General features: G+C 72.3%; 22 protein-coding genes and 1 pseudogene. 16 read left to right on the top strand and 7 right to left on the bottom strand.

Features of this window, described 5'->3' with window-relative positions; all coding sequences use genetic code 11:
- The first annotated feature begins 25 nt into the window (after positions 1–25).
- Entirely contained in the window at positions 26–1,705 is a 1,680-nt protein-coding gene (locus tag HB370_RS02435) for a hypothetical protein (protein ID WP_030776604.1), read from the top strand.
- A 259-nt stretch (positions 1,706–1,964) separates the two neighbouring features.
- Here HB370_RS02435 and HB370_RS02430 read toward each other — a convergent pair whose 3' ends face one another.
- Positions 1,965–2,612, bottom strand: a complete 648-nt coding sequence (locus HB370_RS02430) for a TetR/AcrR family transcriptional regulator (RefSeq protein WP_030776607.1) — start codon at positions 2,610–2,612, stop codon at positions 1,965–1,967.
- Positions 2,613–2,821: 209 nt separating this feature from the next.
- Between HB370_RS02430 and HB370_RS02425 the strand changes: the two genes are divergently transcribed.
- A complete protein-coding gene (locus HB370_RS02425) occupies positions 2,822–4,219 on the top strand; it encodes an MFS transporter (RefSeq protein ID WP_030776609.1) in 1,398 nt (465 codons plus the stop codon).
- Complete coding sequence (locus HB370_RS02420; RefSeq protein ID WP_030776612.1) at positions 4,216–5,436, top strand: FAD-dependent monooxygenase; 1,221 nt, start codon at positions 4,216–4,218, stop codon at positions 5,434–5,436. The genes HB370_RS02425 and HB370_RS02420 overlap by 4 nt, the downstream gene beginning before the upstream one ends.
- A gap of 28 nt (positions 5,437–5,464) precedes the next feature.
- Here the strand turns inward: HB370_RS02420 and HB370_RS02415 are convergent, their stop codons facing one another.
- Positions 5,465–6,712: a class I SAM-dependent methyltransferase gene (locus HB370_RS02415; protein WP_244405364.1), complete on the bottom strand. Its 1,248-nt coding sequence runs from the start codon at positions 6,710–6,712 to the stop codon at positions 5,465–5,467.
- A 180-nt stretch (positions 6,713–6,892) separates the two neighbouring features.
- Here HB370_RS02415 and HB370_RS02410 point away from each other — a divergent pair, with 180 nt between their 5' ends.
- Entirely contained in the window at positions 6,893–7,666 is a 774-nt protein-coding gene (locus tag HB370_RS02410) for an ATP nucleotide 3'-pyrophosphokinase (RefSeq protein WP_030776614.1), read from the top strand.
- 18 nt (positions 7,667–7,684) lie between these two features.
- Here HB370_RS02410 and HB370_RS02405 read toward each other — a convergent pair whose 3' ends face one another.
- Positions 7,685–8,179, bottom strand: coding sequence for a cupin domain-containing protein (locus HB370_RS02405; protein WP_030776617.1), 495 nt, complete (start codon positions 8,177–8,179; stop codon positions 7,685–7,687).
- A 182-nt stretch (positions 8,180–8,361) separates the two neighbouring features.
- Between HB370_RS02405 and HB370_RS02400 the strand changes: the two genes are divergently transcribed.
- The 9 genes from HB370_RS02400 (at position 8,362) to HB370_RS02360 (ending at position 17,822) form a co-directional block, all read left to right on the top strand.
- Positions 8,362–9,312, top strand: a complete 951-nt coding sequence (locus HB370_RS02400; protein WP_244405362.1) for a LysR family transcriptional regulator — start codon at positions 8,362–8,364, stop codon at positions 9,310–9,312.
- 259 nt (positions 9,313–9,571) lie between these two features.
- Positions 9,572–10,834 carry a PucR family transcriptional regulator gene (locus HB370_RS02395; protein WP_030776623.1) on the top strand — a complete coding sequence of 421 codons (1,263 nt, stop codon included), beginning with the start codon at positions 9,572–9,574 and terminating at the stop codon, positions 10,832–10,834.
- A gap of 389 nt (positions 10,835–11,223) precedes the next feature.
- Positions 11,224–12,012: an ABC transporter ATP-binding protein gene (locus HB370_RS02390; protein ID WP_030776628.1), complete on the top strand. Its 789-nt coding sequence runs from the start codon at positions 11,224–11,226 to the stop codon at positions 12,010–12,012.
- Complete coding sequence (locus HB370_RS02385; protein ID WP_078637331.1) at positions 12,009–12,884, top strand: ABC transporter ATP-binding protein; 876 nt, start codon at positions 12,009–12,011, stop codon at positions 12,882–12,884. The genes HB370_RS02390 and HB370_RS02385 overlap by 4 nt, the downstream gene beginning before the upstream one ends.
- Positions 12,881–13,777, top strand: coding sequence for a branched-chain amino acid ABC transporter permease (locus tag HB370_RS02380; RefSeq protein ID WP_030776632.1), 897 nt, complete (start codon positions 12,881–12,883; stop codon positions 13,775–13,777). Before HB370_RS02385 ends, HB370_RS02380 begins: the two co-directional genes overlap by 4 nt.
- Complete coding sequence (locus HB370_RS02375; protein WP_030776634.1) at positions 13,770–14,894, top strand: branched-chain amino acid ABC transporter permease; 1,125 nt, start codon at positions 13,770–13,772, stop codon at positions 14,892–14,894. The genes HB370_RS02380 and HB370_RS02375 overlap by 8 nt, the downstream gene beginning before the upstream one ends.
- Positions 14,891–16,159, top strand: coding sequence for an ABC transporter substrate-binding protein (locus HB370_RS02370; RefSeq protein ID WP_030776637.1), 1,269 nt, complete (start codon positions 14,891–14,893; stop codon positions 16,157–16,159). The genes HB370_RS02375 and HB370_RS02370 overlap by 4 nt, the downstream gene beginning before the upstream one ends.
- Positions 16,160–16,324: 165 nt before the next feature.
- The gene (locus HB370_RS02365; protein ID WP_030776640.1) at positions 16,325–17,398 is read left to right on the top strand and encodes an acyl-CoA desaturase; all 1,074 of its coding nucleotides are present in this window, start codon (positions 16,325–16,327) and stop codon (positions 17,396–17,398) included.
- A 61-nt stretch (positions 17,399–17,459) separates the two neighbouring features.
- Positions 17,460–17,822: a hypothetical protein gene (locus HB370_RS02360; RefSeq protein ID WP_208974367.1), complete on the top strand. Its 363-nt coding sequence runs from the start codon at positions 17,460–17,462 to the stop codon at positions 17,820–17,822.
- Between the two features lie 115 nt (positions 17,823–17,937).
- Here HB370_RS02360 and HB370_RS02355 read toward each other — a convergent pair whose 3' ends face one another.
- Entirely contained in the window at positions 17,938–18,423 is a 486-nt protein-coding gene (locus HB370_RS02355; RefSeq protein ID WP_030776645.1) for a hypothetical protein, read from the bottom strand.
- A gap of 196 nt (positions 18,424–18,619) precedes the next feature.
- Entirely contained in the window at positions 18,620–19,555 is a 936-nt protein-coding gene (locus HB370_RS02350) for an NAD(P)-binding domain-containing protein (protein ID WP_051815277.1), read from the bottom strand.
- A gap of 64 nt (positions 19,556–19,619) precedes the next feature.
- Between HB370_RS02350 and HB370_RS02345 the strand changes: the two genes are divergently transcribed.
- The gene (locus HB370_RS02345) at positions 19,620–20,060 is read left to right on the top strand and encodes a MerR family transcriptional regulator (RefSeq protein ID WP_051815278.1); all 441 of its coding nucleotides are present in this window, start codon (positions 19,620–19,622) and stop codon (positions 20,058–20,060) included.
- A 132-nt stretch (positions 20,061–20,192) separates the two neighbouring features.
- Here the strand turns inward: HB370_RS02345 and HB370_RS02340 are convergent, their stop codons facing one another.
- Positions 20,193–21,488: a PHB depolymerase family esterase gene (locus HB370_RS02340; protein WP_030776654.1), complete on the bottom strand. Its 1,296-nt coding sequence runs from the start codon at positions 21,486–21,488 to the stop codon at positions 20,193–20,195.
- Between the two features lie 245 nt (positions 21,489–21,733).
- Between HB370_RS02340 and HB370_RS02335 the strand changes: the two are divergent.
- Both HB370_RS02335 and HB370_RS02330 read left to right on the top strand, forming a co-directional pair.
- A pseudogene (locus HB370_RS02335) lies at positions 21,734–22,125 on the top strand (endo-1,4-beta-xylanase); the annotation flags it as partial.
- A 347-nt stretch (positions 22,126–22,472) separates the two neighbouring features.
- The gene (locus tag HB370_RS02330) at positions 22,473–22,793 is read left to right on the top strand and encodes a hypothetical protein (protein WP_167345721.1); all 321 of its coding nucleotides are present in this window, start codon (positions 22,473–22,475) and stop codon (positions 22,791–22,793) included.
- A gap of 102 nt (positions 22,794–22,895) precedes the next feature.
- Here the strand turns inward: HB370_RS02330 and HB370_RS02325 are convergent, their stop codons facing one another.
- Positions 22,896–24,128 carry an MFS transporter gene (locus tag HB370_RS02325; RefSeq protein WP_157855536.1) on the bottom strand — a complete coding sequence of 411 codons (1,233 nt, stop codon included), beginning with the start codon at positions 24,126–24,128 and terminating at the stop codon, positions 22,896–22,898.
- Between the last annotated feature and the right edge of the window lie 273 nt (positions 24,129–24,401).

Genomic DNA, 24,401 nt, shown 5'->3' with positions numbered 1-24,401 from the left:
TCTCGCGGCCACACTCCTCGCCGCCGTGCTCGCCGGGACCGGACTGACCGTCGCCGCCGCGCCCGCGGCCCACGCGGCGGCCTCCGACGCGGTGGCCAAGCTGCCGATCGGGACGTACTCGGGCCTGGCCGTCGACTCGGTGCACCAGCGCGTCTACATCGCCGACCAGCGCGACACCAACTCCGACGGCACGGTACTGGTATACGACTTCGAGGGCCGGCGGGTCGCCACGATCCAGCGCGAGTTCGGGATCTCGGGCGTGGCGCTCAGCGAGGATGCCGCGACGCTGTACGTGGGCGAGCGCGGCCGCGTCATCACCTACGACACCGGCACGCTCCAGCCGAACGGCGCGTACAACGCCGCCTATGACAACTGCGGCCGGCAAATCGTCCTCGCCGGGAACACGGTGTGGAGCACGAGTGCCTACGTCTATCAGAGCTACCAGTGCGCCACGGCCTCCACGGCCCTGAACATGCTCGCCGACGGCGCGGTCAACTCGACCGGCTGGAACGACACAGGCCGGCTCCAGCTGGCCCCGGGTGCCCGCGGGCAGAACCGTCTCCTCATGGGCCAGCCCAAGGAGAGCGGTGCCGCGAACCCGTTCCTCGCCTCGTTCGACGTCAGCGGCGCCACCCCGGTGCGGGACGCCTCCCGCCGGTTCGCGGACGGCGACGGCAAGGGCGCCCTCGACCTGAAGGACATGGCGGCGAGCCCGGACGGCACCAAGGTGGCCGTCGCCGACGCCACCGCCGGTACCCGGCTGCTGAACGCCGGCGACCTGTCGGACGCGTCCGGCCAGTACTCGGCGCTGCCCGCCGGCGCGACGTCCACCGCGGTCGCCTTCAGCGGCGACGGCACGTACATCGCCCGGGGCGCCCAGGCCGGCGGCAGCACGCCCGACCTGCTGGTGCAGAGCGCCGACCCGGCCGACGGCACGCCGCCGCTGGAGTTCGCCTTCGAGGGCAGCCTCGACGGGAACGGCGTCGCCCCGCGGGGTCTGGCCTGGTCCCAGGACGGCTCGCGGCTCTTCGCGGTCACCCGGGGCGGCACCGGCCAGGAGTACTGGCTGCACGTCATCCAGCCGCCGGCCGTCCAGTACGACACCCGTTTCACCGGCGACCTCGCCCACAGCCCCGCCGGAGCCGTCGCGGGCGAGCCGCTGTCGGTGCGCGGCCGGCTGGAGTGGGACGGGCCCGCTCCGGCCCAGCCGCTGAAGGTGACCGCCGTGCGCGAGGACGCGAACGGCACCCACCAGCTCGGCACGGCGACCGTCAAGGAGGACGGCACCTTCACCGTCCTGGACGAGCCCGACCTGGTCGGCGCGGCCACGTACCGGGTGTCGTTCCTCGGTGACCTCACCCACCGCCCCGCCACCGATGTCACCCACACCGTGACCGTCGGCAAGGCGCCCGCCTCGATCACGCTGGCCGGGCCGGAAGAGGCCACCATGAGCGGGGGCGTCCACCTCACCGGCACGTTCGCCGCACAGGGCAAGGCCCTGCCCGAGCGGGCCACGCTCACCGTGCGGCGCACGGACCGGCTCGGCACCGGCACCCTGTCCTCGGTGACCGTCGCCGCCGACGGCACCTTCACCATCGACGACCTGCCGCGCACCCGGCGCGAGGTGACCTACACCGTCAGCTGGCCGGGCGACGATCTGCACACGAGCGCGACAGCGTCGGCCACGGTGTTCGTCAGGCGCTGAGCCCGCCGCTCCCGCCCCGCCCCGAGCCTCCGGGGAGCGGGTGCGGGACTCCCGGCGGCGGAGCCCGGCCTCGCCCGGCTCCGCCGCCGACCGCTCGCTCCCTGCGGCAGCGAACGCGGCACTCGGCCGCCTCGGCGCTGCGGAAGAGGGGTGTTGACGTTCGCCGGCGTCGGGGACGACGCGAAGGAAGGCGACAGACCGCAGTACCCGGCAGCCCATGACGAGGCCGTCGAGGTGCCCGCCATCGACCACCGAGGCCCTACGCGGTCCGGTACGCCCGGAGGAAGGTCCGTACTCCCGCGACGATGAGCGGCCGGACGCGGGGGTCCTCCGCGGCGTTCGCGGAACCGAGCCTGTCCAGCGCGACGCCGAAGGTCAGCGCGATGAACTGGTCGGCCGCGAGCCGGGGGTCGGGGACGTCGAGCAGCCCGGCCGCGGCGATGGCGGCGAACCGCTCGGCGATCGCCTCGTCGGGGGTGTCGGCCATGGAGTTGTAGTCCTGATGCGGCAGATGGCCGGATTCCGCCCGGACCAGTCGTCGCAGCGTCGCGTACTCCGCCGAGCCGAGCATGTCGGTCGCGATCCGCGTCGAGAACGCGACCAGGGCGTCCTCGAGACCGGCGGCCTCCGTGAGGTCGGTGAGGGTGTCGTCGAGGGTGCGCCGGATGATGCTGATCATCGACTGGCCGATGGCGTCGACGACTGCCTGCAGCAGCGTCCGCTTGTCGCCGAAGTAGTCGTACACCGTCCGCTTGGACACCTTGGCCCGGGCGGCGACCGCGTCGACGCTGGTCCGGTCGAAGCCGTCCGCGAGGAACAGTTCCCGGGCCGCCGAGAGGATGGCGGCCCGCTTGTGCGCTGATCCCGCGCGCAGGGTCTTCGTGGTCGGCGTCTTCGTCGTCGGCATGGCCACATCGTAACCCTTCTACACTGCACGGTGTAGTGTAGTCTCGGCTCGAGCGTGCGGCACTCGTACGCAGATCCGTCCGGCGGGACCATGCGAGCGCCAACTCGGCGCCTGATCACCGGCGTTCGACAGACAGCCCCCCATGTCCCCGAAGAGTCCTGCGCATCACTGACCCCTTCCTCGTCCGGCAATGACGGAAAGGAACGTCCATGACCGCAACTCAGGCTCCCCCGATCCGCGTCGGGAAGGCCGCTGTCGGGGCCCTCGGCACGCTGGCCGTCGCCACCGGCGCCCTGGAGTCGGTGGTGTCACCGACGCTCCCGCTCCTGCAACGCGAACTGCACATGAGCCCCGCCGAAGGGGCGTTGCTCAGCATCGTGCTCCTCATCACCGGCGCGCTCGTCACACCGGTCGCGGGCAGGTTAGGCGACCGCTACGGCGGCAAACGGGTCCTCATCCGGCTGATGGCGGTCGTCTCGGCCGGCGGTCTGGTGTCCGCCCTGGCGCCGAACCTGCCGGTGCTGCTGCTCGGCCAGGTACTTCAGGGCGCGATGGTGGGCGCGCTGCCCCTGTCGTTCATCCTGGTCCGCGCACACCTCCCCGAGGGGGCGTCGAAGGTGGCCATCGGGGTGGTCAGCGGGTTGTTCGTGGGGGGCGGGATGGCGGGAACGCTGTCGGCCGGGCCCGTGGCCGAAGGGCTGTCCCGGCACTGGATGTTCGCGCTGCCGACGATCGCGGTCATCGGTGCGACCACGCTGGTGAACGGGCTGATGCCGCATGATCCGCCGGGCCGGTCGGAGACCGCCGGAGTCGACTGGCCCGGGCTGGCTCTGCTGAGCGGGACGCTCGTCACCCTCATGCTCGTCCTCGCGCTGGCGCCCGACGTCGGCTCGCAGCCGCTGCTGCTGGGCGTCCTCGTCGTGGTTTTGGCCGCCTTCGTGACCGCATGGATCGCCGTCGAGCGTCGCACGGCCTCGCCGATGGTCGACCCGCGCATGCTGGCACGGCCGGCAATATGGCAGTCCTGCGTGCTGACGTTCGTGATCTGCGTCGGCACCTCGATGGCGGTCTACCTCGTCCCGCAGTTGTTCGCGGTGCCCTCCCACGCGTACGGATTCGGGGCCGGCGCCACCGAGATCGGCTTCTACTTGCTGCCCGGGGCCGTGGCCGCGTCGCTGGCCGGGCCGATCAGCGGGATGGGCGTACGGCGTCTCGGCTCGCGTGCCGTGGTCAGTGCCGGGATCGTCATCATGGCCGCCGCCCTGACCGCCCTGGCGGCCGCGCACTCCGAGATCTGGCACCTCGTCATCGGCAAGATGCTGATCGCGCTCGCCAACGGCCTGTGCGTCACGGCGATGGTGACCAGCACCGCCACATCCGTCGATCGAAGTGACACCGGCATCGCCACCAGCCTGGTCCTGGTGACCCGCGTGATCGGCTTCGCCGTGGGGGCGCAGCTCGGTGGCGCGCTCCTCACCGCCGGCACCCCCTCCGGCTCGGACGTCCCGGCCGAATCGGCCTTCGTCACCGGCTTCGTCACAGCCGGCGCCGTCACGGCGCTGTCCCTGCTGGTCGCCCGCACCCTGAGCAAAGGAGACAAGGAATGACCCACACCGGCCTGTCGCGGGACAGCCGCATCACCCCTGGGCGCAAGGTCCTGATATCCGGGGCGAGTATCGCGGGGCCCGCCCTCGCGTTCTGGCTGAACCGCCACGGTTTCGAGGTCACGGTGGTCGAGAAGGCGGGCGCGCTTCGCGGCGGCGGCTACCCCGTCGACGTACGCGGCACCGCACTGGAGGTCGTCCGGAGGATGGGCATCCTGCCGCGGCTGCGGGACGCGCACATCGACCTGCGCCGGCTGACCTTCCTGGACGGGGACGGCCGCCAGGTGGCCTCGGTCGACCCGCACACCGTCACCGGCGGCGCCACGGGACGGGACCTGGAGGTGCGGCGCGGGGATCTGGCCGACGCTCTGTACGCTGCGGTCCACGACGACGTGGAGTTCTTGTTCGACGACTCCATCGACACGCTCGACCAGTCCGGCCACGGGGTGGACGTCACCTTCCGCGGGGGCGGCAGGCGTACGTTCGACATGGTGATCGGTGCCGACGGCACGCACTCACGCACCCGCGAAGTCCAGTTCGGCCCCGAAGAGCGGTTCCACCACTACCTCGGCTACTGCTTCGCCGTGTTCACCATGCGCAACACCTTCGGGCTCTCCCACGAGACCGTGATGTGGAACGTCCCGGGCAGGGCCGCGGCACTCTACGCCGTGGGGGACAACGACGACGTGCACGCCTTCCTGAACTTCGCCCGCCCGCAACCGCCGTACGGTGCCTTCCGCAACCCGCGAGCCCAACGGGACCTGCTCACCGAGGTCTTCGCCGACGCGGGATGGGAGGTTCCCGGCATGCTCGCCGCCCTGCGCGACGCGGACGACCTGTTCTTCGACGCGGTCGGCCAGATCCGCATGCCCCGCTGGTTCAGCGGCAGGGTCGCGCTGGTGGGCGACGCCGCGTACGCACCCTCGTTCCTCACCGGACAGGGCTCCAGCCTCGCTCTCGTCGGCGCGTACATGCTTGCCGCCTCCCTGGCCGACCGGGACCACACGGCGGGCTTCGCCACCTACGAACGCCACACCCGTGAGTTCGTGACCGCGAACCAGGAACAGGTCGGCGAGGGCGATGCCCCGCTCTTCCCGACCACGGCCCGGGCCCTGGAGCAGCGCAACGACATGCTGCGCAGCCTCCAGACCATGCCTCCCGCAAAGGAACGACCGGCCCACTCGGCCCTCACCCTGCCCGACTTCACGCCGATGAGGTGAGTGGGCCGGGTGCGCGTCCCTATGACAGTCACCCACGCCGGGTGCTGTCGTAGGGGTGGAACGAGGCCGGCGGGTGGTCGAGCGGGAGAGCGGGGTCCCAGGCCGTCAGGCACTGGGCGCTCGGTACGAAGAGGGGCCCGGGCAGCGCGTCCAGGGGCCAGAACCGCCAGGCACGGATGGTCTCTTCGCGCTGCTGCGGGGTGCCGGACCAGCGATGGACCACGGCGGGCACCGTCACCCGCACGACGTCACCCAACCGGTCCAGGAGTGTGCCCAGCAGCCGCACATCGCCGGGATCCGTCACGAGACCGGCTTCCTCGGCGAGTTCCCGCGCGGCCGCCTCGGCGAACGTCTCGCCGGGCTCCGGTTTTCCGCCCGCCGGCTCCCAGGTCCCGCGTCGGTGCAGGCCCAGCGGCACTCCTTCCGGGCCGTGCGCGATCACGCCGACTCCCACCGCGGCGTTGGGCGGCGGTGGCGCGCTCGTACGAGGACGGCTGGGCACCCGCTCCGGCCGGCGGGCGGCGTACAGCCGGTACGAGGCGGCGTTGCCCGGCTGCGGGGCGTCGAGCGTGGCGACCGACTCCAGCACGAGTCCGTGCCCGGTGAGGTGGGCCTCCCAGGTCGCAGGAGCGAGGACCCACGTGTGGGCCAGGTGCTCCCGCTCGGTGCCGGGCAGCCGCAGGATCTCGGGCCGCGCGGTCACGGCGGCCGTGGGGCCGATGCCGCGGGAGTTGGTGTGCAGCGCGCTGAAGAGGAGACGTCCACCGGTCTTGAGTCCGCTGGCGAGCGCGGGAAGGAGCCGGCGCGGGTCGGTGAAGGGCAGGCCGCTGACCGAGTAGATCAGGTCGTACGGCTCGGCATCGCGCAGGTGGCTCACGGCGTCGGCGCACACCAGACGCAGGCCCGGGGCCGCGGAGCAGCGGGCGGCGGCGCGCTGGTGCTGGGTGGGCGAGGAGTCGACGGCGGTGACCCTCGCGCCGAGAGCGGCCATGAGGGCGGCGTGCCGTCCGAGCCCGCTGCCCAGGTCGAGTACGCGCACGCCCTTCACGTCGCCGAAGACCTCGAGGCCGGGGCCGGCCCCTGGGACGTCCCAGGCCCACCGGTCCAGCTCGGGCGGTTCGATGCCCTGGTGAGCTGGTGCCTGCCGTACGCGGTCCAGGTGTCGCGGTTCTCCGTCTCGATGTCCGGCATGGTGTGCTCCAGCGGTGAAGAGGCCGTGGTCAGGGGGCGGGGCGCAGCGGCGCAGGACGCCGAGGCCGGCGGTGCGGACGGTCATGAAGCTCCTCCGAGGGCGGGCGGCACGGCGACTTGCCCACTCCTCGGCAACTCGCTGTGCCGGGAGCTTTGTTGAGTGTCTCGCCCTGTCCTGCGAGTTCGGGGCACGACAGTAACCGTCCGGACGCCGCGCCGGTTGTGTCTTGCACAAGGTCGACCCAGCAAGGTGAAGGCACACTCCATGACGAACAACAGCACGACCAGCACCCCCGCCATCGGCCGGGGTCTGCTCACGGCGGCGCTCGCCACCGCGCTGGCCCTCGGCGCCGGACCGGCGGCGGCCGCGGCCCCCGGCGACGCCGGCGGGTGGAAGGGGGAGGGCGGGCTCACGCTGAACGCCGCCGACAACGCGAAGGTGAACGCCTACGTCGACCGGGCGAAGGAGGCCGAGCGGTCGATCACCGTGGACGTACGCGCCGCCGCCCTCGCGTCGGGCGCCGAACTGGTCGGCTTCGAGCACCGCCTCAAATCGCCCGACTCCCTCAAGCGGAAGGTCGCCACGTCCCTCGGGGAACACCCCGAGTACAACGTGGACACGGTCCTGGCAAGGCTGAGCGACGCCGTCCGCTACACCCTCCAGTGGCCCGACGGCGCCTACACCGACGGCGTCACCACCGCCTCCGCCGTCCTGTCCGCCTGGGGCAACGACACCACCAAGTGGTCCAACACCTGGGGCCGGACCAGTGGCTACAAGGGCCTCAACACCGGTTGGCGCGCCCCGCGCTCCGGGCAGCTCTTCGAGATCCAGTTCCACACCCCCGCCGGCAAGCACGCTCAGGAGGTCACCCACCTGCTGTACGAGGAGCAGCGCCTGCCCTCCACCACCCCGGCCCGGAAGAAGGAGCTCCAGGCCCAGCAGGACGCCGTGTTCGCCGCCGTACCCGTACCACCGGGAGCCGACCGGCTGAGCCCGCCCGTCAGCCCGTCCGCCCCGCTTCCGGCCTTGGCCCACTGAGGAGTTCTCTGCCCGCCGTCAGCGGGCCCGGTCGGACCGCCACAGCGCGTCGTCCACGAAGTGGACATCGTAACGTTCCTGCTCGGGCAGCAGGCCCTCGAACGCCTCCTCGCCACGGGCGATGCGTCCCAGCCTGCGGAAGTAGCCGAACCGCTCGATCCCCGGCGCCGTCACCACCAGCAGGTCCGTCGTCGCGCCCGGGGCGGCGCCGAACGCGTGCGGCAGTCCCGGCGGGACCACCACGAGACCGCCCCCGTCCACCGTCACCAGCCGCTCACCGAGGAGGAAGCGCGCCGCTCCGTGCAGTACGTAGAACATCTCGGAGGACCGCGCGTGGTAGTGCGGCCTGGCCCCGTCCGCACCCGTCTCCAGGGAGAGCCGGTTGACGCCGAGCGCGTGGTCCGTGGCGCCGCCGTCCGCCAGGAGACGGAAGGCGCCGCCGTCGGCCAGCCCGACGGTCTCGGCCTCGTCCGCGGGTACGACCAGGGCGTTCCCCGAGCTGTGTATGGACATCCGTGCTCCGTTCTCGTTGCCGCTCTTCGCCGCTTGTGCCGCGTTTCCTCATTCGAGCACGGGAACACCGGGCGGACCAGGAGCAGTTGACGCAGGCAGCGATCACCGATCGTGATGGACGCCGGGCGCGGATCCGCCGGGCCGGGGGAGGCGCTCGCGGTCCGGCGGGAGCCCGGTGCCGGGTGGCCCAAGGACGCGACCACAAGGGGGAACAGCGGATGGAACTGCGGCAGTTGCGGTACTTCCTGGCGGTGGCCGAGGAGGGTGGTTTCGGCCGGGCGGCCGAGCGGCTGAACATCGTGCAGTCCGCGGTCAGCCAGCAGATACGCGCCCTGGAACGGTCCCTGGGTGTCGTACTGTTCGACCGCTCGTCCCGGCGGGTGAGCCTGTCATCCGCCGGGGAACGCCTGCTGCCGGAGGCCCGCGCCGTCCTCGCCGCCGCCGACCGCGCCCGAGAGGTGGCCGCCGGGATCCTCGCGGGCACCGAGGGCGTCCTGCGGCTGGGCACCGTCCAGGTCCCCGGAGACCGGCTCTACCGCGCCCTGGCCGAGTTCGCGGCCCTCGCGCCGCGCGTGCGGGTGCGGCCCGTGAAGCTCCCGCCGACGGAACGCCTCGCGGCTGTCCGCGCGGGCGTGCTGGACGCCGCGCTCGTGCGCGCCCTGCCACCGGGCCGGGCCGCGGACCTGGAGGCGATCCCCGTGTGGACCGATCCGCTGTACGCCGCACTCCCCGCCGGCCACCCCCTGGCAGACGAGCCGGAGCCGCGCCTGGAGCAGCTCGCCCCGCTGCCGCTGCGGCTCGCGCCGCATGACCGCAACCCGCCGTTCCACGGCCTGATCACCGGCGCGCTCCGCGCGGCCGGTGCCGAGCCGCCGCCCGCGGCGCCGTTCACCAGCCTCCAGGCGACCCTCGCGGACATCGGCGCCGGCCCGCCGTCGTGGACCGTTTTCTACGAGGTGACGGGGCTCCCTCCGGCGCCCGGGGTCGTCTTCCGCCCGCTCGCCGGACTGACCGTCACCACCTCGCTCGCCTTCCCCTGCGGCCCACCCTCCCCGGCCCTGCGGCATCTGCTCCGGGCGTTCGGCGACGGCACCACAGAGGGTGCCCGGTGCTCTCGTCCTCCCGCCGCGTAGGTGTCCCGCCCCGCGCCCCGTCGCCGGGACACTGGCCGGCCCCCGCAACACCGGCACCCGCCGGGCCCGGAGTGGTGCGCGACGCGTCCCCGGGCGGCGAAAAGGCGTTGCACAACCCTATTGACCGACCGGACGGTATGCCATTCTTCGGGGCAGGACCAGACGGGCGGCAGTCACCGCGCGGACCCAGCGGCCCGCCGTGAGCCGCCGAGGAGTCCCGGGCGCGCCGCCGCCGAGCCGACCCCGGGGGATGACCGCGATGCACCGAGCTTCAGGGACACCGACGGCGCTCCGCCACGCCCCGAGGGCCGTACCCCGGCCCGGGCCGCCACGGACGCGCTCACCGATCGACGCCGAAGCGGTCGTTGTGCTGCACCGGGCCGCCCGGGCGCTCCTGGCCGATCTGGCGGGTCTCACCGACCGTCTGCTCACGGTGCTCGAGGACCGGGAACCGGCGTACAGGTCCGCGCTCCGGACCGACCCGCACCACACCTGGCGGGAGGCGCACCGCTCGCTGCGGCACAGCGTGTCCTCGCTGATCGACCCGCGGGGCACCAGGGAAGCGGCCCGGCGCTGCTCCTGGAAGATCGGCGTCGCGCGTGCCGAACAGGGCCTGCCGCTGGACGCGTTGCTGCACGCCTTCCGGCTCGGCGGCTCGTTGGTGTGGCAGGGGCTGGTGGAGGAGACCGCCCGGACGGCACCCGAGGACGTCCGGCTGCTCGTGCACGTGGCAGCCGATGTGTGGAACTTCGTCGACGAACACTGCACCGTCGTGGCCGATGCCTACCGGCAGGTGGAGAGACGGATGATGTGGCGGCGCGAGAACCAGGTCCGGCTGCTGGCCGCCGCGCTGCTGGACGGCACCAGCCGCATCGCCGACCTGCCCGAGGCGGCCGAGGCGCTCCAACTGCCCGAGCAGGGGCGGTACGTGGTGGTCGCGGTCGCCGGCGGAGGGCCCGCCGGACCGGCCGGTCTGCGCGCCGCGCTGCTGGAGCGGTCACCGAGCGCCCACTGGCACACCGAAACCGACGTGGACTACGGCATCCTGCTCACCGAGGACGGCGAACTCCCCGATCCGGTGGGGCCGTCCGCACCGGGCACCCGGGTCGGGATCGGCAACGTGGTCCGCGGCCTCGCGGCGGTCGGCGAAGCCCGGGCACAGGCCGACCTGGCGCTGAGCCTGTGCCCCGCCGAGGGCGGCACCGTGCGGCTGGCGGAGCACCTGCCCGCCGCGATGGTGGTGTCCGCGCCGGAACTCGCCGCGTCGCTCACCGAGCGGGTGCTCGGACCGCTGGCCGGCATCGAACCGGCCGACGCGGAGGTACTGGTGGAGACCCTGGCCACCTGGCTGGCCTGCGACGGCTCGGCGCAGCGGGCCGGGGAACGCCTCTACTGCCATCGCAACACCGTCCTCAACCGGCTGCGCCGCTACGAACAGCTCACCGGGCGCTCGCTGGCCCGGCCGTCCGACGTGGTGGAGATCAGTCTCGCCCTTACCGCGCGCCGGCTCCCCCTGCTCTGACCGCCGGACAGGGCGCCCGTGACGCCGTAGCCGAAGGGCCGCGGCCAGGCCCTCGCCCCCTGCCGCCTGCCCGCCGTCGCGAGGCTGTGTCCGGCACCCTTCTCCCGCCGCGGGGCCGGACCGTCTCATCGCGGGGGCGGTCCCTGGGGCCGTCGGACCCGTGCGCACACCCCCGCTGGGCCCGCGCACAGCACCGTGCCGCCCGTACTGGGCCGGCGCACCGTGCCGGCCGGGACGCCTGTACCGCCGGCCGCGGGATGTGCTGTCGTGAGTGCCCCACACCCGCAGTGTCCTCTGCCCGCAGTGCCCCACACCCGCAGTGGTCGTATGCCCCCCATGCCCTTGCCCCCAGCCCCCGTGCCGCACCGGTACGGACCGGAGGAGCCGCGATGCCCGCACCACCCTTGGACGACCGGCCGGCCCTGACCGTGGAGCACCTCGACGTGACCTACGGACGTGCCGTGTCCGCCCTGCGCGCCGTCACCCTGACCGTGCCGCCCGGCGAGGTGGTGGCCCTGCTCGGTGCGAACGGAGCCGGCAAGTCCACCTTGCTGCGCGCGGTGTCCGGCACCCTGCGCCTGCACCGGGGTGCCGTCACCGCCGGCCGCATCACCTACGGGGACACCGCCCTGGACGGACGGGACCCGGTCGCGGCGGTCCGCGCCGGTGTCGTGCAAGTGCCCGAGGGAAGGCGGGTGTTCGCGAGCCTCACCGTGGACGAGAACCTGCGCAGCGGCGGCCTGGGACTCGCCCGGCGCTCGCCGGCCCGGCAACGCCAGGCGCTGGAAAGGGTGTTCGCGCTCTTCCCCCGGCTGGCCGAACGCCGTCGGCAGGCCGCCGGGCTGCTCTCCGGCGGCGAGCAGCAGATGCTCGCCATGGGCCGGGCTCTCATGGCCGCCCCGCGCCTGCTCCTGCTCGACGAACCCTCCCTCGGACTGGCCCCGTTGATGGTCGAGCGGATCACCGAGGTGATCCGGGAGATCAACAGCCAGGGCACCGGCGTGCTGCTGGTCGAGCAGAACGCCGGGATGGCCCTGGCGTTGGCCGGCCACGCCCATGTGCTCGACGTCGGCGAGGTACGACTGTCCGGTCCGGCCGCAGAACTCGCCGGCACCGACGCGGTCCGCCGCCTCTACCTGGGCGAGGAAACCGACGCACCCGGACAGGGGGCCGCGTGAACACCCCACGGGTCCCGCCGGAGGCCGAAGGCACTCCGCCGCTCGCACCCCGCACCCCGCCGGTCACCCACGGCGCCCCGGCCGCCCAGACCGTTCCGCCCCTCCATGTCCGCGACGTCACCGTCCGCTTCGCCGGCCTCACCGCCCTCGACGAGGTCTCCCTCACCGTCGCCCCCGGCACCGTGCACGCCCTCATCGGCCCCAACGGTGCCGGAAAATCCACCTTCTTCAACGTCCTGTCCGGGCTCTGCCGGCCCTCCTCCGGCACCGTCCGCCTCGGCGGCACCGACCTCACCCGGCTCGCCCCGCACCGCATCGCGGCCCTCGGGGTGGCCCGCACCTTCCAGAACATCGTGACCACCGAGGGCACCGTCGCCGACAACCTGATGCTCGGCCGCCACGCGCTGACCCGAGCCGGATTCGCCGCCGGGGCTCTGCGGCTGCCGCGTGCCGTGCGCGAGCAGCGCGAGCACCGGGAGAAGGTACGGGAGATCGCCGAACTCACCGGTCTCGGAGCCCACTTCGACCGGCCGGTGGCGTCGCTGCCGTACGGCGACCGCAAGCGCGTCGAACTCGCCCGCGCGCTCTGCCTGGAGCCCAGGGTGCTGCTCCTGGACGAACCGGTGGCCGGCATGAACGCGGGGGAGCGGGCCCGGACCGCCGAGGTCGTCACCGAGATCCGTGCCCGGCTCGGACTGTCCGTACTGCTGGTCGAACACGACATGGGCCTGGTCATGCGCCTCGCCGACGAGGTCACCGTGCTCGACTTCGGCCGCCTCATCGCCCACGGCACCCCCGCCGAGGTCCGCGCCCACCCGGAGGTGCTGCGCGCCTACCTCGGCACCGCGGGCGACCGGGAGGACATCGCGTGAACGCGTTCCTCACCAGCCTCCTCAACGGCCTGTCCCTGGGCGCCGTCCACGCCCTGGTCGCGCTCGGCTTCGTCGTCATCTTCAAAGCCTCCGGCGTGCTGAACTTCGCCCACGGCTCCCTGCTGCTGCTCGGCGGCTACCTCACCGCCGTCTGGCACGCCCACCTCGGCTTCGCCGGCGCGCTGGCCGCGGCGGTGCTGGTCACCGCGTCCGTCGCGGGAGCCGTCGACCGGTTCCTGCTCCAACGCGGCGGCGCCGGCTCGCACGCCGCCCCGGCGCAGACCATCGTGACCATCGGCGTGGACGTACTGCTGCTCACCGACCTCTCCCGCCGGATCGGCGGCGACCTGCTGCCGCTCGGCGACCCCTGGGCGGACTCGGTCACCCGGATCGGCCCGGTCACCGTCGCCGACAGCCGGCTCGCCGCGATCGTGGTGTCCTGCCTGGTCATCGGCGCGGTCTTCGCCGCCTTCCGGTACACCGCCTGGGGGTTGTCCCTGCGCGCCGCCGCCGAGGACGCCGAGGCGGCCGCCCTGATGGGCATCCGGCTCTCCCGGGTGCGCACCGGAGCCTGGTGCCTCGCGGGGGCCCTGGCCGCGACGGCCGCCGTGTTCCTCGCCGCGTTCCCCGCCCCCGGCCTGGAGCGCACCACCGGACAGCTCGCGCTGGCCGCGTTCCCCGCCGCCATCCTCGGCGGTCTCGCCTCACCCGTCGGCGCCCTCGCCGGCAGCCTCCTGATCGGGCTCACCGAGGCGTTCGCCGCCGGATACCAGTCCGAACTGCACGTGCTCGGCGACGGGTTCGGCGACGTGGCGCCGTACGCGGTGATGGTCGTCGTGCTGATCGTCCGGCCACACGGCCTCTTCGGCCGGAAGGGTGCCGTCCGTGTCTGATCTCCTCCCGCGCCGTACCCCGCGGGCCCTCGCGATCCTCCTGGTGGCCCTGCTGCTGTGCGCGCCGCCGTTCTACCTCGACGTGTTCTGGCTGCGCATCGGTCTGTTCGCGATGGCGGCAGCGACCGGCGCCGTCGGCCTGGGCCTGCTCACCGGCACCGCCGGCCAACTCTCCCTCGGCCACTCCTTCTTCCTCGCGATCGGCGCGTACGGCTACACCTGGCTCGCCGGCGAGGAGCCGGGCGCCGGGCTGCCCACCGCCCTCGCCCTGGTCGCGGCGGTCGTGCTGGCCGGACTGGCCGGCGGACTGTTCAGCCCCGTCGCAGGCCGGGTGCGCGGCGTCTACCTGGGAGTGGCCACGCTCGCCCTGGTCTTCCTCGGCCACCACATCCTGGTCAGCGCGGAGCCGGTCACCGGGGGCTTCAACGGCCTCTCCGTGCCGCCGCTTTCGGCGGGGCCCCTCACGTTCGACGCGAGCGGTCCGGAACTCGTCGTCCTGGGCGTACCGTTCGGCGCCGAAGAACGCCTGTGGTACCTGTGCCTGGCCCTGTTCGCGTTCACCTGGTTCACCGCGCGCGGCCTGCTGCGCTCCCGGGCCGGCCGCGCCCTGAAGGCGCTGCGCGACAGCGAGACCGCCGCCGCCGTCATGGGCGTACCGGTGGCCCGCTACCGGGCCGGGGCGTTCGTCCTTTCCTCCATGTACGCGGGCCTGGCCGGTGTCCTGCTGGCGCTTGCCTTCCGCAGGGTCGTCCCGGACTACTTCGGGCTCGCCCTGTCCGTCGACTACCTCGCGATGATCGTCATCGGAGGCCTCGGCTCGGTGGCCGGCGCCACCGCCGGCGCGGTCTTCGTCACCGCGCTGCCCCTGCTGATGACCCGGTACGCCGACCGGCTCCCGTTCGTCGCCACGCCCGGCTCGGCCGGTGACGCCCTCGGTCCCACCGAGGCCTCCCGCTACCTCTACGGCGCTGCCATCGTCCTCATCCTGATCTTCGCCCCCGACGGTCTGAGCGGACTGCCGCACCGGCTGCGCGCCCGGATCCGGATCCGGCGCCGCCCGGCCGAGGACCCCACTTCCGCCACGACCGCTGTACGAGTCAAGGAGCCCACCCCGTGAACACCAGGAACCGCACCACCCGGGCCGCCCTCGCCCTGTCCCTGGCCGTGCTCGTCGCGGCCACCGGCTGCAGCTCCAAGGCGAAGAGCGGCGACGGTGGCGACACGAGAGCCGACGGTGTGCGCACCGGGCCGGGCGTCACCGCCGACACCATCAGACTCGGCGCCCTCACCGACCTGACGGGCCCCTACGCCACCCTCGGCAAGAGCAACGTGCAGGCGCAGCAGCTGTGGGCCGACCAGGTCAACGCCCGGGGAGGAATCTGCCATCGGAAGATCGAGATCGTGGTCAAGGACCACGGCTACGACGTCCAGAAGGCCGTCACCGCCTACGCCGACATCGCCTCCGACGTCGCCGCGCTGCCCCAGGTCATCGGCTCCTCGGTGGTCGCCGCCCTCCTCGAGGACATCGAGCGGGACCAGATGCTCACCTTCCCGCAGGCATGGTCCGCCTCCCTGCTCGGCAAGGACGCCGTGCAGGTCCTCGGCACCACGTACGACGTCGACACACTCGCCGCCGTCGACTACCTCACCCGCACCAAAGGCATCAGGAAGGGCGACAAGATCGGCCACGTCTACTTCGAGGGGGACTACGGCGACAACGCGCTGGAAGGCTCCACCTGGGCGGCGGAGCAGGCCGGGCTCACGGTCGTCGGCCGGCGGATCCAGGCGACCGACACCGACCTGTCCGCGCAGGTCGCCGCGCTCGCCAAGGCCGGCGTCAAGGCAGTGCTGATCAGCGCCGGACCCGCCCAGACCGCCTCCCTCGTGGGCGTCGCCGCCGCGAGCGGGCTGAAGATCCCGGTGGTCACCAACGCCCCGGGCTACGCCCCGCAACTGCTGAAGACCCAGGCGGCGCCCGCCCTGGTCGCGATGCTCAGCATCGTCAGCGCCGCCCCGAGCGTGAACTCCGACCTGCCCGGCGTCAAGGCGATGGTCGCCGCCTACAAGAAGAAGTACCCGGACTCCTCCGTGGATTCCGGTGTGCTCTCCGGCTACAACGCGGCCCGGCTCATGGGCGAGGACCTGAAGAAGGCGTGCGGGGCCGGCAGCCTGACCCGCGCCGAGGTGATCAAGGCGCACCGTTCGCAGACGCACCTGGACACCGGGCTCGGCACCCCGCAGAACTTCTCCGACCCGTCCCGACCGGCCAGCCTGTCGACGTACGTCCTCAAGCCGGACACGAAGGCGCTCGGCGGAACGGTCGGCGTCGAGGACGCGCACCGGGCGCCGGGCGTCGAGGAATACCTCGAGCAGCGTTCCTGACAGCCCCCCCCGGTGGGCGACCGGCTCGGCACGCTGTCCTCGAGAGGCGCAGGTCAGGAGGGGTGAAGGGGTGGAACCACCCCTGTTGCCCTGGGGAAATCCCCCGGCCCGAAACGGTACCTGGCTGGCTGTCGCGTGGGGACGGGCACGCCGAGACTCGGTGGCATGACGTTTTCCCCGCAGGCCGCGGCCCTGATCACGGCCCCCGCCGAGCCTTCCCCTGTCCCCGGAGCCGGAAGCGACTTCGCCCGGCTGTCCCGCCGTATCACCGAGGCGGGACTGATGCGGCGCCGCCCCGGCTACTACGCGGCACGGCTCGGACTGGTCGTCGCGCTGACGGCGGCGGGCTGGGGCGCCTTCCTCGCGCTGGGTGACAGTTGGTGGCAGCTCGCGGTAGCCGCCTTCCTCGCCCTCATGTACGGCCAGATCGCCCTGGCAGCACACGACCTGGCGCACCGTCAGGTGTTCCGGCGCGACCGGCCGAGCCGGACATGGGGCCGGCTCTTCGGCAACCTGGGGATCGGCATGAGCTACGGCTGGTGGATGAACAAGCACACCCGCCACCATGCCAACCCCAACCACGAGGAACTGGACCCGGACGTCGCCCCCGACATCCTGGTGTGGTCCACCGCCCAGGCACGCCACAGCCGGGGCCTGGCCCGTCTCATCGGCGGCCACCAGGCATGGCTGTTCTTCCCGCTGCTGACGCTGGAGGGCTTCAACCTGCACGTCGCGAGCGTACGGGCGCTGCGCTCTCCGTCCATGAAGCACCGCGCGCTGGAGGCGGGACTGCTCCTGCTGCACATCACCGCCTACCTCTCGGCGCTGTTCCTGGTCCTCCCGCCCGGCAAGGCGGTCGCGTTCCTCGCCGTGCACCAGTGCCTCTTCGGTGTCTACCTCGGCTGCACCTTCGCCCCGAACCACAAGGGCATGCCCACATTCAGCGGCGACGAGCGGCCCGACTTCCTGCGCCGCCAGGTCCTCACCTCCCGCAACGTCCGCGGTGGCCGGCTCACCGATGTGCTGCTCGGCGGGCTCAACTACCAGATCGAGCACCACCTGTTCCCGGGCATGCCCACCCCGCATCTGCGCCGCGCCCAGGTCATCGTGCGCGCGTACTGCGCGGAGATCGGTGTGCCGTACCACGAGACCGGTCTGATCCACTCGTACCGCGAGGCCCTGACCCACCTGCACCGGGTGGGAGAACCCATCAGGCGGCAACGCAAGACGGCCGCCTGACCGAGGCGGACGCGCCACTGAGTCCCGCGCCTCCGGACGAAGTCGCCGCTACGGTGTGTCCATGTGCACCTACGCCTTCGTCCACTACAAGCTGCACTACGCGTGCGTGTCGTGCCGGATCGGTTTCAAACGGCATCCCCGCGACGCCGGACACACGTGCCCGCGCTGCGCCGCGCCGCTGCTGTGCGCCGGCCATGACTTCGCGGCACCCCGCCGCAGCGATCGGAAGGCATGGTCGGTCGTCGCGGTGGTCCTGGGCGCCGGACTGCGTTACGAGGGCTTCGAGCCGTGCGGTTGCGGACGGGACCCGAAGTTCCGCCCCCGTACCCGCGCCCAGGTGCGCGCCCGCCGTGTCATCGCCGCGCGGACCGGCGTCCCGCTCGCGGAACTGCTCGGCCGGGCCGACCCGTTGGAGCCCCGCTGATCCCACCGGAACCCGGTGACGCCCACTCGGTCCGGCCACCCGGCTCAAGCGGTCTCCCTCCCGCCTTCCACACCAGGGCTCAGGAGTGGGCGTGGCCGCCGGCCGGGGCGGACGGTCACTGCCGTTCGGACCGGTCGCGCCGCTCGCGTTCGTACGCGTTCCAGTCGGCCGGCGGATACGTCGCCTGCGGGGCCGCGAGGGCCACGTCGGTCGCGATCGCGGTCTCCACGGGAAAGAAGCCGAGGTCCCGGACCAGCTCCATGGCCCGTACGGTGTCCTCGCCGAGCGGACGCGCCATGCGGTCCGCGCCGGACGGGAAGGACACGGGCTTCATCCGGGCCACCCTGAGCATGCGGTCGGCCCGCTCGTCCAGGCCGAGGACGGAGTAACCGACGGCCAGGGCGAACTGCTTGAGCGCCGTGGCCATGGCCCCGGAAAGATCCGAGATGCCGCGCAGCGTCTGCGCGGGGCTGCCCGCGACGGCGTCGTACGGTGTCGGTCCGTACTGCCGCTCCAGACGTTTGTGCTCGCCCTCCAGCAGAGCGTGCGCCTCCTCCAACACACGGGCGATACGCGCCAGTTCGGTCATGTCGTGGAACATCGTGCCTCTCCTTCCCGCCAACTGGGCCGACTCTACGAGTGATTGCGGTGCCCGCGGAGGCCGGTCGCGCGCAGGTGGCCTGATGGTGTGACGGGTGACCGGCCCGGTGGACACGGCGGTGACCACGAGGAGAGCACCCTGCTGACGGCGCCTCCGCGCAGGTCAGGCCCCGCCCACCGCGACGGCGGCACGAGCATCAGGGGAGTGGGGTCGAGGTCTCCTCCTTCGACAGCGTCGCCTTCTTGAACAGCTCGTGGACGGCCAGATAGCTTTCCCCGCCGTGGCCCTCCGCGATGGCGCGCTCGGCGATCTCCTTCATCAGCCGCGGGTGGCCGGAGTGGACGCCCTGCTCCTCGCTGGTGCGGGTGATGTGGTCCAGCGCGTTGAGGTTCATCACCAGCGTGGACAGGGTCCCCGGATAGTGGCCGGCGTCCAGGTCGGGTGCCAGGCGGGCCAGGGCCGCGTAGTCGACCACGACCGGCATGAACCAGCCGAGCGCCAGCTCCGCGAATTCCCGGGCCGGTACGTTCGCCGAGCCGACCAGGGCGGTGGCGTGCAGCCAGCCGTTCAGGGTGGAGTACATCATGTCGAGCAGGGCGGTGTTGTAGAGCACCGCCAGACCGGGGTCGTCTCCCAGGTAGCGCGGGTCGCCGAGGCTCGTCAGCGCCTCCGAGTGCTGCTCGTAGACAGCCTGCGAACCGCTGTAGAGGAACACCGCGCCCGGCTGCCCCACCATCGGCGGCGGCACCATGATGGCACCGTCGAGATAGTCCACGCCTCGGTCCTCCGACCACTGGACGGCCGCTCGCGCCTCGGCGGGCGTACCGGAGTTGAGGTTGACCACGGCGCGGCCGGCGAGCGCCTCGGCGGCCGGCTCCAGGACCTTGTGCATCGTGTCGTAGTCGGTGAGACACACGAGGGTGAGCGGGCTCGCGGTGACCGCCTCGGCCACCGTCCGCGCGCGCCGGGCGCCCCTGGCCACGAGGCCGTCCGCCTTCTCGGGGCTGCGGTTCCAGACGGTGAGCGGGTGGCCCTTCTCCAGCAGGGTATCGGCCAGAGCCTTGCCCATGGGGCCGAGTCCCAGCAAGGTAACGGGCTTGTGCTGCGGTCCAGTTGAGTGCTGTGTCGTCATGCCGACTAGGTTGGGGTCTGACATTGATGTGAGAGTCAAACCGAAACTGTGTGGTGAGCGACACATGCGCATCGGAGAGCTGTCCCGCCGGACCGACGTCAGCGTGCGCCTTCTGCGCTACTACGAGGAACAGGGACTGCTGCACCCCGTACGCCGTCCCAGCGGATACCGCGAATACCAGGAGGACGACGTCCGTACGGTGCACAACATCCGTACGCTGCTGGGGGCCGGCCTTTCCACGCGAACGATCGCCGCCCTGTTGCCGTGCATGGTGGACGACGGTCAGATGCTGGTACCGGCCTGCTCCGGCACGCTTTCCGGGCTTCAGCGGGAGCGCGAGCGCATCGACCGGGCGGTGGCCGATCTCCAGGCCGCCCGCGCGGCGCTGGACACCCTCATGACCGTCCCCCTGCCGTACGACACCGCCGGGACCGAGGTCTGCCACGCCGTGTCGGAGCCGGTGCCGGCCGGGTTCGACACGGTGCTGCGCGGCGCGGACGGCTGAGGCGGGGAACACGGACGCACGCTCGGTACACACCTGATGGAGCCCGGACCGCTCCCCTGACAGGAGGACGGTCCGGGTATGCGGCGGGCGACGAACAGGCGCGTCACCCGCCGCTCCGGCCGTGTCGGTCGGTCAACTCGTTTTGCAGGACGCTCCGTTGAGGCTGAAGAACGCCGGGGCGGAGGTGTCGCCGGTGTGCGTGGCCTGGAAGCCGAGGGTGGTCGAGGCGCCCGGGGCCAGGGAGGCGTTGTAGGCGGCGTTCCGCGCGGTCACGGTGCCGCTGGAAGGCGAGAACTGGGCGTTCCAGCCGGAGGTGATGGCCTGTCCGGCCGGCAGGGCGAACGTCAGAGCCCAACCGTCGACCGGCTCGGTGCCGGTGTTGGTCACGGTGATCGCGGCCGTCAGCCCGGAGTTCCACGTGCTGGTCGAGTACGTCACCTTGCAGGCGCCGGCCGGCGGGGTGGGCGGCTCGGTCGGCGGCTGGGTGGTCCCGGAGTCCAGTCCGAAGAAGGAGATGGCGCGTGCGGCCATGCCCGCGGCCGGCAGGGTGTGCCCGACGCCCTGGATGCTGATGGCCTCGACGGGGGCCTGGGTGCCGGTGCCGCCGTAGCGGGTGCGGGTCCAGTTGGACTGCGGGTGGTCGGTGGACGCGGGCGTCTGGCTCACGCCGAGGACATTGGTCCACTGCTTGATCTCTTCGCCGAAGTTCGGATAGCGCAGCGTGGTGTCCTCGGTGCCGTGCCACAGCTGCATCCGGGGCCGGGGTCCGCTGTACCCCGGGTAGGCGCCCCGGACCAGGTCGCCCCACTGCTGGGCGGTCTTGGTGACGGTTCCGTTGGCGCAGGCGCTGTTCCAGCCGGAGCCGTCGGTCGTGGCGAAGCAGCCGAAGGGCACGCCGGAGAAGGCGGCTCCGGCCTTGAAGACGTCGGGGTAGTCGCCGAGCAGGACGTTGGTCATCATCGCGCCCGACGAGGCGCCGGTGACGTAGACGCGGTTCGGGTCGGCGCCGTAGTGCTGTTCGGCGTAGGTGACCATCGACACGATGCCGACCGGGTCGCTGCCGCCGCCGCGCTTGAGCGCCTGCGGCGAGGAGACGTCGAAGCAGCCGCCGCTGCGGGTCACCGAGGGGTAGATCACGACGAAGCCGTACCGGTCGGCCAGCGAGGCGAACTCGGTGCCGGAGTAGAAGGCCGGACCGGAACCGGTGCAGTAGTGCACGGCCACCAGGACCGCGGGGCGGGCCGGCGCGCTGTCCGGGCGGTAGACGTACATGCGCAGGTTGCTCGGGTTGGCGCCGAAGCCCGTGACCTCCGTCAGGGAGGCCGCGTGGGCGGTCGGCGCGGACAGGGTCAGCATGGCCAGCAGCGGCGCCAGGACCGCCAGCACGGCTGTCAGCAGTGGCCGTAGTCTCGGCCTTTTTCGGATCATGTCGTCGGCTCCCGTATCGAAACATTCGGACGTCTTTCGGGAACGTGCCGCGTCACGCTAGGGGCCCGGGAGGGCGGCGTCAACCACTCCCGCCGAAGTGCAACTCCCCTTCCGGTCCACACGGGTCGATCTTCAACCAACTCGCCGAAGAGTCGTCCCGGACCGTTGACCACCGCTGATTCGGTTCGTAATGTGCCCGTCACATTCGATCAGGGCAACGAAACTTTCGGTTGGGCGGAGATGGCATGCTCATGTCTACATCACCGCCCCGGCGGGCGGGTGGGGCGGTCACCACCGCGCTGCTCGCCGCGGCGATGGTCACGGCCCTGTCGCACACCGCCACCGCCGCGGACGACACGCTCGGCTCCGCCGAGGCCGCCAAGGGCCGCTACTTCGGCACCGCCGTCGCGGCGAACCACCTCGGCGAATCCGCCTACGCCCGCACGTCTCCGGCCTGGGCGCCTCCGATCTGCGCACGGCCATGAACAACCACATCACCCAGGTCATGCAGCACTACAAGGGCAAGATCTACGCCTGGGACGTGGTCAACGAGGCCTTCCAGGACGGCACCAGCGGCGCCCGCCGCGGCTCACCCGTCCAGGACAAGCTCGGCAGCGGCTTCATCGAGGAGGCCTTCCCCGGGGTGCCGCTGGAGCGCCAGGAGTATGTGTCGGTGGCCTCCTGAGCCGCGCCGGCCTCCCCCTCGGCCGTGCGACCCCCGTCCGGGGCGTACGGCCGAGCCGCTGCGGAACGCCTCCGCCGTCAAGCACCGCGGGATCGTCTTCGGCGGCCTGACACCAGCTGTAGGCCATATGGGTGTTCGAGTGGCGATGTTCGACGGGCGGGATCATCGTAGTCCGTGCCCGGTCCTTGACCGTGGGTTCCACGGCCCACTGCTGGACCGGTCGCAGCGTCGTGCGGATCACTACCGAAATCATGGGAACTCGTATGAGCCGAATGGGAACAGCGGGGACAGTGACACTGGTGAGCCTGGGCGTGCTGGGGCTTTCGGCCCCGACGGTGGCCTTCGCCAGGGCCGGGGGTCCAGAGGCGCCGCGCGTCGTCTGCGGAACGGACGGGACCACGGGTCTGGCGGTGTCGGCCGGCAGCGCCGGGGACTGCGGAGCCGCCCTGCGGGTGGCGGGGGCCTACACCAAGGCCGGGCTGCGGGAGGGCGGAGCGGTCACCGTGGTGTCCTCGGACGGCACCGTGTGGCGCTGCCAGGAACAGCAGGGCGACCCGAACCCGTACCAGGAGTGTGTGGACACGACCGACACGACCCGGCACGTCACGCTGACATCGTGACGCCACTCCGGCTGTCACCCGCCTGCCCGATCGTGCCCCGGTGCCGCCGGGCAGGGTGACCGCCCGGCGGCACCGAACCGCTGACGAGGGGCTCGCCGGCGGCTACGCCGGCAGGTCCGGCACTCCGCCGCGGACGGCGGCCCGTCGTTCCCCCTGGCTCACCACCCATGACTCGGACAGCAGGACGGCCAGGCCGCCGACCGCGAGCACACCGCCGACGAGCACCGCGCCCCGCACCCCGAGACCGGTGGGCAGCAGCAGGCCGCCGACGAGGGAGCCGCAGGCGATGCCGACGTTGAACACCGACGAGCCGACGGCCGAGGCGATCTCGGTGCTTCCGGGGGCCACGTGAAGGATCCTGCTCTGCAGCGCGGTCGTCATGGCGGACATGGCGAATCCGAGCAGCGCGACCAGGCAGACGGCGGCGACGGACCGGTCGCCCAGCAGGCACAGCCCGAACATGGTCGCCGTCAGCAGGGCCACGGCCAGCGCCATGGTGCCGCGAGGGCGGCGGTCCACACGCGCACCCGCCAGGGCGGTGCCCGCGATCCCGGCGATGCCCGAGCCCAGGAGCAGGGGCGCCACGGCTGACTGGGGGAGGCCGGTCACGTCGGTGAGGAACACGGTGATGTACGTGTACCCGGTGAAGACACCACAGATGACCAGGGCCGTCGCCGCCATCAGGACCAGGAACCGGCGGCGGCTGGGTTCGGCGCCGGCCGCGCCGCTGCCCTCCTCGCCTGCCCCGGACGGCAAGAGGACGGCGACCGCGACCAGGGCGAGGAATCCGAACCCGCTCATCACCACGAACGGGATCCGCCAACCGGTCTGCTGGCCCAGCCACGTTCCGGCCGGGACGCCCACCACGGAGGCCAGGGACAGGCCGGAGAAGAGCCCGGCGACCACCCGGCCCCGCACCTCCGGAGCGAAGAGGGCGGTGGCGGTCGACGCGATGACCGACCAGAACACCGAGTGGGTGAGCGCCACCGTGACGCGGGCGGCGAGCAGCACCCAGTAGCCCGGGGCCGCGGCGGAGACGAGGTTCGCCATGACGAACAAGGCCAGCAGCGCGCAGAGCAGCGTACGGCGCGGCACGCGGCGGACCAGGCGGGTCAACGGCACCGAGGCGACGGCCACCACGATCCCGTATCCGGTCACCAGGCGGCCCGCCGAGGCTCTGGACACGCCCAGATCGTCGGCGATCAGCGGAAGCAGACCGACCGGCAGCGTCTCCACGGTACTCAGGGAGAACAGCGCCAGCGCCAGCGCGACCACCACGACCACGGCGGTCGAGGTGCGTAGGGGCGTTCCCGTTCCGGTGAGGGGCACTGTCACTGCCTTTCCTGTCTGATTCATCCGGCGCGCGGAGCGGCCGGGGGAGGGATCCCGGAAAACAAGGCCGGGCGGCGTCAATGAATGCATGATCCCGTGGCTCGTGCAAGCGAATTTCTGTAAACACCCCGTAAACGGCCGCGAACTGCTGCGTTTTTGGCCGGAAGCGCGGAATCAGCCGAAACTCTTTCGATCCTTGAGTTGGCGAACGGAGTACGTGTTGGCTGTCTCTCGCATGTCCTCTACAGGGACTCTCCGCAGTCATTTCAAGGAACA

Source organism: Streptomyces sp. DSM 40868 (assembly GCF_011820545.1).
Classification (GTDB): domain Bacteria; phylum Actinomycetota; class Actinomycetes; order Streptomycetales; family Streptomycetaceae; genus Streptomyces; species Streptomyces eurythermus.
This window is presented reverse-complemented; position numbering and strand designations above follow the sequence as displayed.

What these genes read in the sequence shown, in the direction of transcription:
- HB370_RS02405 (WP_030776617.1), bottom strand. Translation starts at nt 8,179, where the DNA reads ATGTCCATACACAGCTCGGGGAACGCCCTGGTCGTACCCGCGGACGAG.
- HB370_RS02425 (WP_030776609.1), top strand. Translation starts at nt 2,822, where the DNA reads ATGACCGCAACTCAGGCTCCCCCGATCCGCGTCGGGAAGGCCGCTGTC.
- HB370_RS02395 (WP_030776623.1), top strand. Translation starts at nt 9,572, where the DNA reads ATGCACCGAGCTTCAGGGACACCGACGGCGCTCCGCCACGCCCCGAGG.
- HB370_RS02415 (WP_244405364.1), bottom strand. Translation starts at nt 6,712, where the DNA reads ATGACCGTCCGCACCGCCGGCCTCGGCGTCCTGCGCCGCTGCGCCCCG.
- HB370_RS02365 (WP_030776640.1), top strand. Translation starts at nt 16,325, where the DNA reads ATGACGTTTTCCCCGCAGGCCGCGGCCCTGATCACGGCCCCCGCCGAG.
- HB370_RS02390 (WP_030776628.1), top strand. Translation starts at nt 11,224, where the DNA reads ATGCCCGCACCACCCTTGGACGACCGGCCGGCCCTGACCGTGGAGCAC.
- HB370_RS02355 (WP_030776645.1), bottom strand. Translation starts at nt 18,423, where the DNA reads ATGTTCCACGACATGACCGAACTGGCGCGTATCGCCCGTGTGTTGGAG.
- HB370_RS02345 (WP_051815278.1), top strand. Translation starts at nt 19,620, where the DNA reads ATGCGCATCGGAGAGCTGTCCCGCCGGACCGACGTCAGCGTGCGCCTT.
- HB370_RS02410 (WP_030776614.1), top strand. Translation starts at nt 6,893, where the DNA reads ATGACGAACAACAGCACGACCAGCACCCCCGCCATCGGCCGGGGTCTG.
- HB370_RS02350 (WP_051815277.1), bottom strand. Translation starts at nt 19,555, where the DNA reads ATGACGACACAGCACTCAACTGGACCGCAGCACAAGCCCGTTACCTTG.
- HB370_RS02430 (WP_030776607.1), bottom strand. Translation starts at nt 2,612, where the DNA reads ATGCCGACGACGAAGACGCCGACCACGAAGACCCTGCGCGCGGGATCA.
- HB370_RS02340 (WP_030776654.1), bottom strand. Translation starts at nt 21,488, where the DNA reads ATGATCCGAAAAAGGCCGAGACTACGGCCACTGCTGACAGCCGTGCTG.
- HB370_RS02360 (WP_208974367.1), top strand. Translation starts at nt 17,460, where the DNA reads ATGTGCACCTACGCCTTCGTCCACTACAAGCTGCACTACGCGTGCGTG.
- HB370_RS02420 (WP_030776612.1), top strand. Translation starts at nt 4,216, where the DNA reads ATGACCCACACCGGCCTGTCGCGGGACAGCCGCATCACCCCTGGGCGC.